This is a genomic window from Paenibacillus sp. FSL H7-0331, from assembly GCF_001956045.1.
In genome coordinates this window covers 135,391-151,148 of sequence record NZ_MRTH01000020.1, presented here as the reverse complement: position 1 = coordinate 151,148, position 15,758 = coordinate 135,391, and the positions used below count along the sequence as shown (strand labels likewise).

Below are 15,758 nucleotides of genomic sequence, written 5' to 3'. Positions count from 1 at the left end.
ACATTCTTGTTTTAATAGAGGAGTGTCTTTTTGCGCTTTTTTCAGACATTCATTTTCGTATAAAAAGCCATGAAAATGGCAAGGGGCACCCTCTGTGTTTCATCTTTCAAAACCGCTTCTTATACACCTTCATTGCAAAGAAATAGGCTACTAGCAAGATCGCTACGCACCACGCAAGAGCGGTCCATAAATCATTGCCCACTGGCTGGCCTGACAACAATGCGCGGATGGCTTCGACAATGGAGGTCACCGGCTGATTTTCAGCGAAGGCACGAACGAGCGAAGGCATCGACTCGGTCGGCACAAACGCCGAACTAATAAACGGCAGGAAGATGATCGGGTAGGAGAAGGCGCTTGCGCCATCCACCGATTTTGCTGTCAATCCTGCAATAGCAGCAACCCAGGTTAATGCCAACGTAAACAGCATGAGTATGCCGATTACCGAAAGCCAGTCTAGTATCCCGGCCGAGGAACGAAAGCCCATAATCAACGCTACGAGAATGATGACGACAACCGATATGGCGTTGGATACCAGAGAGGTCAGTACATGACCCCACAGTAAGGTAGAACGTGAAATCGGCATGGAGTGGAATCTCTCGAATATACCTCGTTGCACGTCGGTAAACAGACGGAAAGCTGTGTAGGAAATCCCGGTGGCAATAGCAATCAGCAGTATGCCAGGCAACAGGTAATTCACATAGTTATCCGTTCCGGTTTGAATGGCGCCGCCAAATACGTAAACGAATAATAGCATAAACGCAATGGGCATAACGGTAACCGTGATAATGGTGTCTATACTGCGAGAAATATGGCGCATGGAACGTCCGAGCATAACACCCAAATCGTTAAAAAAATGTTTGTTTACTGTCTCCATTTATGCTCCCTCCTTCTTGCCGATAATGGAGAGGAATATCTCCTCCAATGACGGCTGTTTCTCCACGTACTCCACCTTTGTCGACGGGAATAGCTTTTTCAGCTCCGAAAGCGTGCCGCTGGCAATGATCTTCCCCTTGTGTAGAATGGCAATTCGGTCGGCGAGCTGTTCTGCTTCTTCCAAATACTGCGTGGTGAGGAATACCGTAGTTCCGCTGCCTGCAAGATCCTTCACAATCTTCCAAACCTCGATGCGCGCCTCGGGGTCAAGGCCCGTGGTAGGCTCGTCGAGGAAAATGATCTGCGGTTTCCCAACAAGGCTCAAGGCAATGTCGAGCCTCCGGCGCATACCACCCGAATAGGTAGACACCCTGCGATCGGCGGCTTCTATCAATCCGAAACGTTTCAGCAAATCATCCGCAACCTGACGTGGGTGGTCGAGGTATCGTAACTTGGCAATCATGATTAGGTTCTCCCGTCCGGTCAGTAATTCGTCCACGGCGGCATATTGCCCGGTCAAACTGATCGCCTGCCGAACATGGTCAGGTTTGGACGCAACATCGAAACCATTTATTAGTGCGGTCCCGCTGTCTTGTTTAAGCAGCGTGGTGAGAATTTTGACAACCGTGGTCTTGCCCGCCCCATTAGAGCCTAGCAGTGCAAAGATACTGCCCCTCTCCACCTCGAAATCTACACCCTTAAGGACTTGAAGCTCTTTGTAAGACTTTTGCAATCCCTTCACTTGTATTGACTTATTTTGCATCCTCTCTCCTCCTTATCTAACAATAACTTTCGATAGATCGGCTTCCATGCCTTTGAGCGCTGCATATGTCAACTTATCCATCACTGCGTCGTCAAAGCAGATCGTCTGGATGGCACGATAATATTTTTTGAATAATGTAAACCCCGGATGGAAAGACACATTCTTTAGTGTCGAGCCTCTAAACGTAACTTCGTTCAATGCCGACTTCTCAAACTTGACGCCGATAAAGGTTTGCCCGTCAAAACACTGACCTGTAAGATCGGAATATTTGAATTCCACGCCTTCAAAAATACAATTAGCGAATATTGTTTTTCTAAGGTCTGTCGTGTTCAGCTTTACATCCGTTAATTTAACATCTAGAAATTTTGCGTGGTCTAGACCGGACGAGCTGTAGTTGGTGCGCACTAGAATTGATTTATTGAAGCTCGTATCCGAAAGGTCCAGAGCAGAAAAGTTGCAGTCGGTGAGGTTTGCGCCATCGAAATTGGCTTCACGCACATCGCTGCCCGCAAACGTGCTGCCGGTCAAGTCTGCGTTCGAAAAGTCGGATCCTCGCAGCGCGCTCCCTGAAAATTCCCCTTTATGCGCAATCACGCCGGCAAAATCACTCTTAAGCAGATTGCTTGCGCTAAAGTTGGTCACCACTTGACGTTCCAACGATCGGGAGAGGTTAGAAACCTCCTGTACCGTTTGCTCGATATCGCCAATGCTATCGATAGTCATCTCGAAAGCTGTTTCATCGTCCTTTCCCTCTTCTATAAGTTCACGGAACCGTTCCTGCAGATCGGAGTGCAGATCCGTCTTCAATTCCTCGACGCTTTTTACCCCATCGTATGGTGCGAAAACTCCGTTCAGATAGTTGGTCAATTTCTGATTCAAAACATCCACTCTCCTTATAATAAATTTTCAAGGACGCGCTTTGCGTACTCCCAGTTGTTTTTGTTGCGGGCGTAAGACTCCGTGCCCTTCTCGGTTATTCTAAAATACTTGCGCCGGCCGCCTTGCGATTCGTCACCCCAATACCATTCGATATCACCTTCCACCTCAAGACGCCGAACGCTGGAATACATGGTTGCTTCCTTTAGTTCATATTCACCGCCAGAGCGCTCCGCAATCAACTTGACAATTTCGTACCCATAGCGGTCAGCTTCGGATAGGAGTCGCAAAATCATCGTATCGGTATGTCCGCGCAGCAGGTCGGATGTAATTTTGTTCTCACTCATTTAATCACCCCGCAACTGTATAATACGACACATTACTATGACTGTCAAGGTACTATTTCAAACAAAATACTCGTTTTAAGTTTGGATAATGTGAAATAAAAAATACCCGAGGAGAATGGGTATTGAGTGATCATCGATAGAATTTTAGTGCATCTTCTCAAGTAACAGTTTTCTAACTTAGCTATACAATCATCTTAAGTTCTTTGCTCGGCTCTTCAAAGGAACAAAACTTTTTGTTTGCCCATGTCTCACAACATATATCACACAATTTCCACCCCACAAACACAGTGACATTTTTGAAATTATACCGTAAAATAGGAATTTTTAACATTGAAAGCCACGTTATCCTGCCCGTTACTTTAATAAACAAAAGAGGAGTTGCCGCGAAGCAAGCCCCTCAATTATATTTACGCGTTAGCTTTGTGCATTTAGTTAAAATTTGTAATTTCTTCAAGTTAGAGATTTAAAACAGTTACTAATTCATTTCCATTTATCTTCTCACCGTTATCACGGAAGCCGAAACTTTCGTATAGTTTTTTAGCAACAATGTTATCGGAGACATATGTTATCCAACAATACTGAGCACGTCCTACTGGAAATGTACGTATGTACTCTAATATTTTTTCCATGGCTTCCCTACCATAGCCCATTTTTTGGTATTGCTCACCGATCATAAGACGCAATATACAATAATTGTTATTAGCGATTTTCGGAAGCTCGTAACTAGTTATGCCATAAACAATCATAACGAAACCTACCATCTGCTCATCAGCATAAATTGCAAAAGGAAGTGGGCTACCTCCATTGCTAGCAAGAACATAACACGAAGCAACACTTGAAAGATTGGATGCAACAAAACGGCTTTGTTCATCTGTAACTTTTAACTTGAATACCTCGCGTCTGTTTTCCAGTGTGATTTTTCGTAGTGAAATTATGAAACTCTCTCCCTCCATTAAAATAAATAATAGCATTTTATAAAATTCTAACGAGAAACGAAAGGCGAAAGCGCAAGTTGCTAAAGCCTCCGGAAAGCCGGAAACACTGTTAACTTACCCACTTGCAGTAAACCCATAATGACAAAGCGGATACTTTACTGAGTATCCACTTTAGGCTTTCGACATACTAAATGCCGATTTTAAAGTAAGTTGTACAAGGTTGTCGCGGTCTAAACCGACAATATCCACTGTGCTATATCTTCTAGAACAGTCCTATCCACGGTTTGCGGGATATTATATTCATCCCAAATGTCTTTCAACGTACCATACACAGCTTCCATAAACAAATGGTTCAAACCGGGATAGAGCTTGAATGTGACATCCGGGTGGTCTTTTAACATTTCACGGTATCGGTTAAAATCTTTTTCGACGGAAACCTGTACATCTTTATCACCCTGTATGACGAAAATCGGTTTTTTGCTTTGCAATAAATAATCTTTGATTGGATGCTGCTTCATTTCTTTAAGATACCAGGCATAAACAGAACCGAACAAAATGGTCTGTTGTGCCATCTCATCCGTCATGTCGGATATGGCATCAAACTTGTCTTGCAGTTCTTTTACCTGCTTTAAGGCTATCTCTTGTTGAGATTTTTCAAGCTGTTTTATGGAATCTTCATTTTGGTTTATGATGACTTCCTCAAGCGTTCGAGAAGTACCGGCTAAGATAAATAATCCTGCCAAGTCGCCGCCTTCGGCATCAATTCTGGGAGCAAGCGTCCCGCCTTGACTGTGTCCAATCAAGAATACGCGGTTTGCATCCACGCGTGGGTCTTTTTTTAGCATATGGACAGCCATAATCGCATCCTGAATTATCTCTTCTTCTACTGTAAGTTTGCCGCCGAGTTCTTGAATTATCTGCTTGCCATAGGTACAAGTGCGTTTATCGTACCGGAGCGATGCAATCCCTTCTTTGGAAAGTCCGTCCGCAAGGTCTCGAAACAGCTTATTTGCACCAATTGTTTCGTCTTTATCCAAGGGACCGGAGCCATGTACAAATACAACTGCCGGGACTTTTTCAGTGTGAGAATCCGGCAACGTCAAAATTCCTTCCAATGGATAGGAAGCGTTTGCCGCAACCGTAACTTGTTCTATCATTTTTTAACCTCCTGTACGAATTCACATTCCATTTGTTCTGTTATTCTCACTATATCCTCACTTTTACATATTTAACCATCTTATCGGCCACAATCCGGTACCGACGCAGCACCGCTTTAATTCGGACCACCAGCTCCTGCGGGTCAAAAGGCTTGACCAGGTAATCGTCTGCGCCTAAGCCCAATCCCTTCACCTTCTGACTCGTCTCGTGCTTGGCTGTAATCATGATAATCGGCAGTTCGGGGTTCAAAAGCCGCAGTTCGCGGCACAAATCCCACCCATTCATGATTGGCATTCGAGCACGACCAGATCCGCAGGCGAGCGTTCCATTTCCACAAGTGCCTCTTTGCCGTTGACGGCTCCCCGGACACGATATCCTTCGCATCTTAAAACAATTAAAATCATTTCCAACATATGTGCATCATCTTCTACTACAAGAACACTTGTCATTGCTTATGCCTCCGGGCTTAAGAACCCAGGCGACTTCTTTAATGATGCGATGCGGTTGTTCGGCCATTGCCGATCACTCCGCGGACTGCATCGAAAGTCAAAGGTACACCGCCAATCGATGAATTATCCCAAATTGCGGTCTGCTTATTTTTTCTTGCATTCACCCGGGGTGATCCCCCAGTACTTGCGGAACACTTTTGTAAAATAACTAATGTCCTGATACCCGGTCATCAGTACGGTATCGTAAACCTTATAACCCTCCAGCAGCAGTTCCTTGGCCCGCTCCATCTTCTTCCCAGTTACGTATTGGGAGAATGGAATCCCAATTTCCTGCTTGAACAAACGGCTGAAATAAGAGGAGCTGACGTATAGCCTTTCGGCCATCCCATACAGCGATATTTCCTGATCAAGCTGCCCGTCTATCATTTTAACGGCCTCTCGTATAAACTCATGATTATTTTCGCGGCGGTTCAATTTGCCATATTCAACAATATGACGCAGCGTACGAATCAACCAGCTCTGAATTTGCTCTTTGTTCAGCAGTAGGTCCAAATTGCGGAAGTAGATGTAATCCTCATTGACTACTTCACGTACCAACCACCCTTTTAACTGGATACTGCGAATCAACAAGCCCTGCAAGCAAATCACATATTCTTCGATTTGTTCCTTCGTTACAGCGCTATCTATACCCTCATGAAAAAGCTGCTCAATCACAGACATCGTAAGCTCGAGGTCGCCAGTTTGCAGGGCAGCTTCAAGCTTGCGTTCAAGCTGCTGAACCGATCCGGCCAAACCGGATTGAGCCGCATCCTGCCCCTGCCTGAACGGAATGACAATATCCTTTCCGTACAGGATTCGATCATGCAGCGCCTGCACGGCCTGCCGGTAAGAGTTTCGGATCGTGAGCCCGCTGCTCAGCCAGCCAATCCCGGCACTTGCCGATAACTTAAGGCAATCCTTCACCATCGATTGAAGCTTGGACACAGCTATATTCAATCCACTCATAAAATCCTGCTCTTGCTCATCGCTCTTTTGGGTAAATACAAGAATCGTCAAACCCGCGTAGTCATTGAAAGACAAATAGGTACCGGATTCCGAGGCGAATTCCCGAACAATGCACAGCAATGAAAATTGCAGGAGCTGCTGATCCTTATTACTGAAGCGTTTCTCATCCTCGGATAGTGGGTCCATCTCCAAAGCAACCACCACATAAGCATGATTGGTATGAATCGTAAGCTGCATCTCTTTGCTTTTTTTATCAATTTCCCATGCATCATATCTGCCCGAAAGCCAATTCTGGAGAAAACCTTCTTGCAATCTGGGAATGTGCTCCTCCCATTTCTGCTCCAGCATCAGTCGTCGGTATTGGGATTCCCTTTCCCTTTTCAGTTGATCAGCCGATTCAGTCACCGCTGATAAAATGTCCATATCGCCCGCAGGCTTCAACAAATATTTATAGACTCCCAGCTCTATCGCGGTTTGCGCGAACTTAAATTCATCGTGTCCGCTAAGTATCACAACTTTAGTAGAAGCATTAAATGAGAGTGCTTGCTCAGCCAATTGCAAACCGCTAATTCCGGGAATTTCGATGTCAAGAAGCAGAATATCCGGCTTCGCATGCCGGATCCCTTGCAAGCCCTCCAAGCCATCACCATAGACCCCGATCACTTCAATCCCATGCTCATCCCACGGAATTAAATAAGTGAGACTATTGCGCAGTCTGACTTCATCCTCTACGATGATCAGTTTCATGTTGTCACCCTTCCATCTCTTATAGATCGCGTTTAAGCGGAACCAGAATTGTTACTCTTGTCCATTCGTTTTCCTTGCTTTCTATTCGCAGCTCCGCCTGCTCCATGTAATATAATTTCAGCCTTGAACGGACATTACGCAAGCCGAATACCTCGGAATCACGCTTTTCATCGCTTCTATCAGCACATTCTATCATTGCCAGCCTGGTCTGTATGTCACGCAGTTTTTCTGCAGAAATCCCTTTACCGTTATCAAAAATATCGATCCTGCAGGATGCCTTATCCAACGAGGCGGAAATTCGCAAAATGCCACCCCGTTGCTTTTTTTCAAGTCCATGGATAATCGCATTTTCCACCAATGGCTGGACCAGAAGCCGAAGAATCCGGATCTCCCTGCACGTATCCGGCAAAGCAAATTGCACCTCGAACTTGTCCATGAAGCGCAGCTGTTGTACCCGGATGTAGTAATGCAGATGCTCGAAGGTTTCTGCAAGCGCTATGGTTTCGAGTCCTTTATCTAGGCTCAGACGGAAAAATTTGGACAGATTTATTACCATTTCACTAATTTCGTTGGCATCATAATTTTTGGCCATCCAATAAATCGAATCTAAAGTGTTATATAAAAAATGCGGGTTAATTTGGGATTGCAAAAATTTCAGCTCTGTTTTGGCTACCCGCAGGTTTTGCTCGTAAATATTTTCAATTAAATATTGCTGCTTTGCAGCCATTTGGTTAAATGCGTTCATTAAATAGCCGAATTCGTCTCTACGCGTTTCCGTGAACCGGACATTCAGATTGCCTATTTGAATCTGCATCATGCCCTGCAGCAATTTTTTCAAAGGGAGTGACAAACTTGTATAAAAGATTGCAGCAATAAACAACGCGAACAATGCGCTTGCAACGATAATGAACAGGGTGAATATCCGAAGCTGCTTCGTTTCCTTATAAATCTCCGCTTCAGGCTGGACCATAATTAAAGACCATTTAGATATATTCGATTTGATTCTAAACATGACGGCCTGCTCCTCGGAGCCCGGCATCCTGGTGAGCTGCACATCCGTTTCCCCGTCCCAAACTGGTGCGGAAACGGAATTGGAAGTGCTGGCAACCATCCGGTCATCACCGGCAAGCATGTACCATTGTGTATTTTTGGAGGGGGTAATTTTTTTGACCAAATCCAACAATTTATCTTTATGCACGGAAAGCATGAGTACATGCTTCTCACGTTCCCTGCCATACAGATCCATCGTTCTCATAAAGGTGATACTGTCTTTGGAAAAAATCGAATCAGCAGGCTTGCTGCTATCGGGTATATACAAAACAGTGCGCCCGGATGATTCCCGCACGTGATTAAACCAGTCACTGCTTGCATAGCTGCTATCCAACCGTACCCCGCCCAACTCGCTGCTGATTAACATATTAGTGTCGACGTGAAGGATGGAGATGGGGGAAATGAAGCGGTTAATATTGGACACATTGGATATTTGACTCATTGCTTTACGGAATTCATTGATCGAATAGCTATCGAGCTCCGTCCCGACACCGTATAGGATTCGATTCAGATTATCATCGGTCGCCAGCAATACGGACTGCTCCTCCAGTCCCTGTGGAGTTGAGTCGATATACTGGATCGCCGACTCCATGGCTCCTTTGGTACGTTCCCCAACCTGCTGCTCCAAAATATGCTGCGACCTGCTAATCGTATACAAGCTAACAAATACAAGCGGGATCAGGACAAGAATAAACAAACCCGTAAGCTTCCATTGCACGGATTCACTGAATTTTCGCAGAAATTGGAACCGGCTGTTCATCGGTGTTCCTCATCTTCTTTCCATAGTATAAGACACAGGAGTTTGCCAACGAAACATCTACAGTGAACAGGCATCCACCAACATCAGTCATCGTACAAACTCCTTAGCTTAACGTTATTATACTAGATTTCCAGGTTCGCTCCCCGCTTTTCCACCATTTTTCTAATGTCCAACGAATCCAAGTCTCTGGGGTCACATTGCTTCTGGACGCTTGCTGCAGCCGCTATTCCTGCAGCCTGCCCCATCATCGAGCAGGTGGTCATCACACGTGAGGAGGAAAGCGCCAATTGATCAGCAGACAGGCATCGCCCCGCTGCCAGCAGGTTCCTCGCATCCTTAACCATCAATGACCTGAACGGAATATGATAGGGTGGAACCTTTAGCTCCTTATTATTTAATACATAGGTTCGCTTGTCGTCATCAGGCTTGTGGGCATCCAGATAGTACACCCCTCTGGCAATAGCATCGTCAAACCGTCGGCCGACTCTTAAATCCTCGACGCTTAATGTGTAATCCCCAACAATCCGCCTTCCTTCTCTAATCCCGATTTGCGGAGAGCAATGATCTAACAGCCAAGGGCGCTGCTCGACCCGCTGATAATAATCGAGCACCTCCATCATCCGCCGCCGTGCCTGAATCTCCGCCGCGGTAGCAGCTTCAGTATCTGTGGAGTCGAATCCGGGGATTTTTAGCTTCATCGCATTGCTACCCGGCCCATTCGGCCATTTAGTTGTCATCGGCATATCCTCTTTGTCACGGATCGCCTTGAACCAACCCCCCGGTACCTGATTGACCCGTGCCTCTTCCTGTACATGGCGGACAAAAAACATCAAAGACATCGGCAGCTGCATCTGGTCATGCTGCCTTCCCTTGACCGTGGAAAAACCCGCCATATGGGCGACCTGGGCCTCCCCGGTGCAATCGATGAACTGCTTCGCTCTCAGGGCCTCCGGCCCCGACTTTCCACAGACGATGCATTCCGTTATGCGCCCGTCATCGCTGACAGCCACATCGATAAACTGGGTATGCAGCAGCAGCTTCACATGATGGCGAAGCAGCAGCTCCTGAAGCACGACCGCAAGGATCTCGTGATCGAACAAGCGGTGATCGGATTGCGGATAAGCGATGTAGGGCGCAACTGCTTGAAATGCTCCCAAATCGGCGATGATTTGATCGAATATTTGCCCTTGCCCCGCCGTTTCTCCGCAGAACGCAGCAACGCCTCCGGCGGTTGCATTGCCCCCGGTCACCGCGAACTTTTCGATGAGGATTACTTTCGCACCCGCACGTGCGGCCGCGCAGGCTGCCGATACACCTGCCATGCCTCCACCCAGCACAGCCACATCCGCTGTGTAACGCACAGGAATATTTCGTTTCCATACAATCGGATCTGTATTCATCTTATCCACACTCACACCTCCCGTTTATAAACAAATTATTTCTTTTGACCCGCATACCAATCGTTAATTTCCTTCGTAACCTCGGTTCCGCCTTCCTTTTTCCAGCTGTCTACGAATTTATCGAAATCCTCAACAGGAATATTGCCCATCACCATCTTTGTGAAATATTCATCCTCGAGCTTTTGCAGCTTGGCATTGCTTTTACCCATCACCGGTCCCGGTGTTCCTGTAAATTTGGAGTACATCAGCACCTTGTTGATTTTCTCAATATTTTCCACAAGCTTTAATTCCTCGCCAAGTGACCTCAGTTTATCGAAATAGATCTTTGAATCGCTCGGTCGAATAAATCGGGTAAGCGAATTCCGATAGACATGCTTGTTGTGCTCTTCAAAGTTCGTCACGACCTTGCCATCCTTGCGATTCCAGACCTGCCCCTCAAAGCCGAGCTCCAAATCCGAAAATCCTTTACTGATCATAAAATTGAGCATTTTCACAACAGCATCTTCATTTTTGCTGGTTGCCGGTACAACGTTAAATCCTTTCAACAAGGAATCCGCCTGTACGCCGAACTTGCCATCCTTGCCAACAGGAAATTCGCCTTCAAGCCAAACTGCCTTGGGATCATTTTGTTGGCTGGTCAATACAGCTCCTCTACGGGCATGCCAAGGTCCGGAATATAATCCTGCCTTGCCGCTGCTCACCTTCTCTTCAACGGTTTTCCCTTTGTTCAAGGCCCATTCCGGATCAAGGATTTTATCCATATACAAGCCGTTGAGAAATTTTAAAGCTTCCTTCATTTCTGGTAGTGTACTGGAATAAACAAGCTGGCCTCCTCGTTCTACCCATTGGCCTCTTTGCACACCAAAAGCTCCCAGGAACGAACCGGAACCGCTTAAGTTTTCACCCATTAATAGTCCAATGGTGTCCTTTTTTCCGTTCCCATCGGGATCCTGCTCGGCAAAAGCTTTCGCTGTTTTCACATAATCATCCAATGTTTTAGGCATAGGAAGGTTTAGTTTATCCAGCCAATCCTTACGTACCCACATCAGCTCCGTGGATTGAATATCAGCGATCGTTGGAATAGCATAAATCTTTCCATCCACCGTTACACTGTCCCAGGCTTCTTTGGGGATCAGCTTCTTCAATTCGGGTCCGAATTTATCAATCGCTGCGTTCAATGGTTTTAGCGCTTTCTGATTCAAATAATTGACATAAAGGCTGGAATCGTTGACGGCCATCATATCCGGCAAATCGCCGGAGGCCATAATCACATTAAGCTTTTCCTTGTAGCCTGACGAGGGTGCGGTAATGACTTTAATATCCAGGTTCGTCTCTTTCTTCATATAATCGAGGTACGGATTGTTATTGTCATCCAGTCCATTCGGATACTTGTAATCATTGAAATATACAATGCTGATCGGAACCGGCTTTCCGTTATCCTTACCCGGCGAGTTGGCCGGTTGCGAGCCGCTTGGCTGGAACGATTGAGGCGTACCTGAAGAACATCCGGCAATAAGAGATACGGTCAGGGCAGCCGCCAATGCTTTTGAATATGTAAAATTCAAGCCGAATATTGTCCAGTTTTCGGGTTGATTGATCAGTTGGTTAGTTTGTTGATTTGTTGGTTTCACCATGGTTCTAATCCCCTTATTATCATAGTAGTCGCACAAGCTTACCGACTTGCACCTTCAACCTCTGGTTCGATTATCCCTTCACAGAACCAAGCATAATACCTTTGACAAAATACTTTTGCAGCCAAGGATACACCAGCAGCATAGGAATAATACTGACGATGATCGCCGCCCCTTTGATCGATTCCAATGCGAGCATTTGCTGCTCCAAAGCATCATTCAGATGGATATCGGTCGTACTGAACTGGATCAAATTGCGAAGATATACTTGCAACGGCAGCAGACTTTTGTTATTCATATAAAGTATAGCATCGAAAAAAGAATTCCAGTGCTGCACGCCATGAAATAAGGCTATCGTAGCGATTGCGGGCATTGAAAGAGGAATAAAGATACGGAACAAAATTCCCAAATTGCCGCAGCCATCCATTCGTGCCGATTCTTCTAATTCATGAGGTACGCTTTGAAAAAAATTTTTCAAAATGATCACATTAAAAGCGCTTAAGGCACCGGGCAGGATATATGCCCAGAAGCTGTTAAGCAGTCCCAGCTCCTTGACAAGCAGGTACGTCGGAATCATTCCGCCGCTAAATATCATCGTAAACACCATCATAAAAATGATAGGATTGCGTCCTCGGATATAACTTCTCGACAGCGGGTAAGCAAGCAGGCAGGATAAGGAAACGTTGACCACCGTCCCTATTACCGTCCGAACCACACTAACTAAAAAAGATTGCAGAAAAGCCGCATCCTGAAAAACCTCCTGATAGGCAGACCCTGTAAAATTGACCGGCCACAATGCTACCTCCCCTGACATAATAGCCCTGTAGCTGCTGAACGACTGCGCCAAAATATGAATAAATGGGGTAAGCGCCAGCAGCCCAAATATTGTTAAGAGCAGATAGTTGGTTACCGTAAACAGCCTTTCTCCATAACTAAGCTTCATTTTCTCATCCCCTCAGCGTCTTCCAGAGGAAAACTGACTTCGTAAGCTTGCTCTACCAAACACCGTTTTGACCCATTTTATTTGCCAGCTTGTTAGCCATAATTACGAGAATCAAACCCACAAAGGATTTGAACAAACCTACCGCTGTTGAAAAGCTGAAGTCAGCCTGAGTGATACCCACACGATATACATAGGTTTCGATTACATCCCCCACGCTATAAACAAGCGGATTATACAAAACAAAAATTTGTTCAAAGCCCACATCCATCACATGACCCAATCTTAAAACAAGAAGAATAATAATCGTGCTTGCCAATGAAGGCAGTGTAATATGCCAGATTTGCTTCCATTTGTTCGCTCCATCTATCACAGCAGCCTCATACAGCTGCGGGTCTATACCCGCTAAGGCAGCCATATAAATAATAGCCCCCCAGCCGACCTCTTTCCAAATATCGCTGACGACAAGCACGCTTCGGAACCAATTAGGATCCGCCAGGAAGAAGATGGGCTCAATGCCAAGAAACACAAGGATTCCGTTGACAACGCCGGTCGCTGGAGATAATCCATTGAATAAAATGCCACCCAACACAACCCATGAAAGAAAATGAGGCAAATAAGCCAACGTTTGCACGGTCTTTTTGAAAAATACCAGTCTTATCTCATTTAATAGGATGGCAAGGATAATCGGCCCAGGAAACCCCCAGACCAGTTTATATAAACTAATAAGCAGCGTATTGCGGAAAATAATATAAAATTCAGAGTCGTGGACCATCGCTTTGAAATGCTGGAGCCCTACCCATTCGCTTCCGCTAATTCCGGCAAATACACTGTAATCCTGAAAAGCAATGATGATCCCTGACATTGGCAAATATTTAAACACAATAAAATATAAAACGCCCGGAACCATAATCAAGTACAGGTCCCAATAAGTGAGGATTCCAGTGCCTCGATGCCGCTTTATTAACGTATGGCCAACTGTTCGCCCAGCGTTTAACCTTTCTGATTTAGCCATGCCATTCCCCCATGTCCAATTTCCAGTAAACGATTCGTTCCCTTTTCCAAGTGTACGTAATATGCAGCTTATCACCCTGGTCAACAATTGCTGGGTATGAATATTCACCTGCCTCTTGCTCCAGAATGAATTCATCCCCCCAATTGATTCCGTTATCCCTGGAAAAAATCACGGATAAGGGAGAACGCGCCGTTCGTGTGCTATAGCCTTGAACAGGGTTATACACCAGAGCCAGTGTACCACTGTCCATCGCGACAAGATCAATACCACTATTGTTGTTAGGTAATCCTATCGGGTATGCAGGCTGCCATGTGGCTCCGCCATCATTGGAATCGCTGCGATATATCCACCCTTCCGTGCTCCGCAGAAGCATATGAAGCTGATGCCCACTCTCCCACAGCGTGGGTTGTATCACCCCTTTAGCCCGGGAATGCTGATGCCCTACCAAGGTCTCGTAATCCATAGGCACGCGGGCACTGGCCTGCCAGGTGTCTCCGTTGTCTGAGGATAAATCTACGAATGCTTCCCAAATATCTTTCCCGTCGTTCTCAGGATCAGGTCCCTCGACAGATGCAGGTGCGGCTATCACTCCGTTATTTAACAAGACCGGTTTATTCTTGACGGGTCCTCGCCCTCCGCGATTGTCCCCAGGAACCAGTTCCCGGGCTTCGCTCCACGTATGCCCGTCATCCGTTGACACTCTGACACGAGTGAACCAATCCGATATTTCGTGGCCTACTTTGTAAAACAGGAATATACGGTTATCGATGCCCTGGAATAAAACGGGATTCCAATGGGCAATTCCTTCCTCATCGGCAATGCAGACTGGATTTGTCCAGCCATCTGTCAGCCGTCTGGATAGCCAAATAGCCACATCGCTATTTTTCTCTGCCGTACCTCCGAACCAAGAAACCAACACCTCGTTATTGTCCAAGGCAACAAGTGTGGAAGCATGGCAGCTTGCAAAGGAACGTTTTTCCTCGAAAATAAACTCTTTTTGCGCTTTCTGCGTCGATCTCATTTTCATAAAAGGTCACCTCATCCTTTGGGTAAGTTGTTTATCTGCTACATATTTATGATAAAGCAGGATGAATGACACTTATAGGTGAGAACGATGCTCTTTTTTGGTAAATCGATATGATTTTTTATGGTTCTCCCAACCTTTCCTAAACTTCCATTCGTGAATTCTGTGGCTACTATAACATCACCCTCTGCAACAGTTGCGTCTGCATCTGCAGCCATTCAACCGGCATCACCACAGTCCACGGCCCCCCCCACTGACAAAAAGCTGGTCGATGCGCATGTGGCTCGAGCCATTGATGATGACACATTGGAGATCAGCACCAATGGAAAAAAGAAACGGTTCGAATGATTCTGGTCGATACACCCGAGACTAAAAAACTGTCTGATTCGTATCCATAACCAGGAATTACTACGATACGAATTTGGCTCCGATCTTTCGAGAGAGACGGCCATCGTCGTAGCCGAACTTTATTTATATAAAAATGAAAGGAGATTCAATGTAATAATGAACCGTTGGTTATGGAGGATGTCATTCGTAAATATACAAAAGAAAAGCCGAGCACACAGCCGGCTTTCATTGTTTTTATTAATGATGGCGGCGTTGTAAAACCTACTAAAAAGGTTATTGTCGAGTCCTCTACTCTACTTTTAGTCTCCGTTACCGCTTCTCATCAGTTGGATAATCCTTTATTTTCATCGTTTTGCAAATGATACTTATAAGCTCTGTGATTACTTAATTGAGCCCGTCAACCGGCTAGCAGAGCTTTCAGTATAGGTGGCCCCTTA

Annotated in this window: 15 protein-coding genes and 3 pseudogenes; 3 read left to right on the top strand and 15 right to left on the bottom strand. The window is 45.7% G+C overall.

What is annotated here, in order from left to right:
- Positions 1–106: 106 nt before the first annotated feature.
- From BK127_RS26065 to BK127_RS25995, 15 genes and pseudogenes are all read right to left on the bottom strand, one after another.
- Entirely contained in the window at positions 107–874 is a 768-nt protein-coding gene (locus BK127_RS26065) for an ABC transporter permease (RefSeq protein ID WP_076234444.1), read from the bottom strand.
- A complete protein-coding gene (locus BK127_RS26060) occupies positions 875–1,636 on the bottom strand; it encodes an ABC transporter ATP-binding protein (protein WP_076234443.1) in 762 nt (253 codons plus the stop codon).
- Between the two features lie 12 nt (positions 1,637–1,648).
- Positions 1,649–2,515 carry a pentapeptide repeat-containing protein gene (locus tag BK127_RS26055; protein ID WP_076234442.1) on the bottom strand — a complete coding sequence of 289 codons (867 nt, stop codon included), beginning with the start codon at positions 2,513–2,515 and terminating at the stop codon, positions 1,649–1,651.
- 14 nt (positions 2,516–2,529) lie between these two features.
- Complete coding sequence (locus BK127_RS26050; RefSeq protein ID WP_076234441.1) at positions 2,530–2,859, bottom strand: PadR family transcriptional regulator; 330 nt, start codon at positions 2,857–2,859, stop codon at positions 2,530–2,532.
- Positions 2,860–3,314: 455 nt separating this feature from the next.
- Positions 3,315–3,794 (bottom strand): GNAT family N-acetyltransferase, encoded by a 480-nt coding sequence (locus tag BK127_RS26045; RefSeq protein WP_076234460.1) that lies wholly within the window; start codon positions 3,792–3,794, stop codon positions 3,315–3,317.
- 230 nt (positions 3,795–4,024) lie between these two features.
- On the bottom strand, positions 4,025–4,951 hold the full coding sequence (locus BK127_RS26040) for an alpha/beta hydrolase family protein (protein ID WP_076234440.1): 927 nt from the start codon (positions 4,949–4,951) through the stop codon (positions 4,025–4,027).
- A gap of 49 nt (positions 4,952–5,000) precedes the next feature.
- Positions 5,001–5,356 (bottom strand): annotated as a pseudogene (locus tag BK127_RS44940) (response regulator transcription factor).
- An 83-nt stretch (positions 5,357–5,439) separates the two neighbouring features.
- Positions 5,440–5,565: a hypothetical protein gene (locus BK127_RS44930; protein WP_256711450.1), complete on the bottom strand. Its 126-nt coding sequence runs from the start codon at positions 5,563–5,565 to the stop codon at positions 5,440–5,442.
- Positions 5,546–7,153: a response regulator gene (locus BK127_RS26025; protein WP_076234439.1), complete on the bottom strand. Its 1,608-nt coding sequence runs from the start codon at positions 7,151–7,153 to the stop codon at positions 5,546–5,548. Before BK127_RS26025 ends, BK127_RS44930 begins: the two co-directional genes overlap by 20 nt.
- 19 nt (positions 7,154–7,172) lie before the next feature.
- Positions 7,173–8,963, bottom strand: coding sequence for a cache domain-containing sensor histidine kinase (locus tag BK127_RS26020; RefSeq protein ID WP_076234438.1), 1,791 nt, complete (start codon positions 8,961–8,963; stop codon positions 7,173–7,175).
- A 122-nt stretch (positions 8,964–9,085) separates the two neighbouring features.
- A complete protein-coding gene (locus tag BK127_RS26015; RefSeq protein ID WP_256711455.1) occupies positions 9,086–10,363 on the bottom strand; it encodes an FAD-dependent oxidoreductase in 1,278 nt (425 codons plus the stop codon).
- Positions 10,364–10,398: 35 nt separating this feature from the next.
- Positions 10,399–11,997 carry an extracellular solute-binding protein gene (locus BK127_RS26010; RefSeq protein ID WP_144026557.1) on the bottom strand — a complete coding sequence of 533 codons (1,599 nt, stop codon included), beginning with the start codon at positions 11,995–11,997 and terminating at the stop codon, positions 10,399–10,401.
- Positions 11,998–12,067: 70 nt separating this feature from the next.
- A complete protein-coding gene (locus tag BK127_RS26005) occupies positions 12,068–12,937 on the bottom strand; it encodes a carbohydrate ABC transporter permease (protein ID WP_076234436.1) in 870 nt (289 codons plus the stop codon).
- 52 nt (positions 12,938–12,989) lie between these two features.
- Complete coding sequence (locus tag BK127_RS26000; protein ID WP_076234435.1) at positions 12,990–13,949, bottom strand: ABC transporter permease; 960 nt, start codon at positions 13,947–13,949, stop codon at positions 12,990–12,992.
- On the bottom strand, positions 13,942–14,976 hold the full coding sequence (locus BK127_RS25995) for a sialidase family protein (RefSeq protein WP_076234434.1): 1,035 nt from the start codon (positions 14,974–14,976) through the stop codon (positions 13,942–13,944). Before BK127_RS25995 ends, BK127_RS26000 begins: the two co-directional genes overlap by 8 nt.
- Positions 14,977–15,129: 153 nt before the next feature.
- Between BK127_RS25995 and BK127_RS43885 the strand changes: the two genes are divergently transcribed.
- The 3 genes and pseudogenes from BK127_RS43885 to BK127_RS44920 form a co-directional block, all read left to right on the top strand.
- Positions 15,130–15,321 carry a hypothetical protein gene (locus BK127_RS43885; protein WP_179097603.1) on the top strand — a complete coding sequence of 64 codons (192 nt, stop codon included), beginning with the start codon at positions 15,130–15,132 and terminating at the stop codon, positions 15,319–15,321.
- 9 nt (positions 15,322–15,330) lie between these two features.
- Positions 15,331–15,417, top strand: a pseudogene (locus BK127_RS45575) (hypothetical protein); the annotation flags it as partial.
- Positions 15,418–15,473: 56 nt separating this feature from the next.
- Positions 15,474–15,611 (top strand): annotated as a pseudogene (locus tag BK127_RS44920) (VWA domain-containing protein); the annotation flags it as partial.
- Positions 15,612–15,758: the final 147 nt, after the last annotated feature.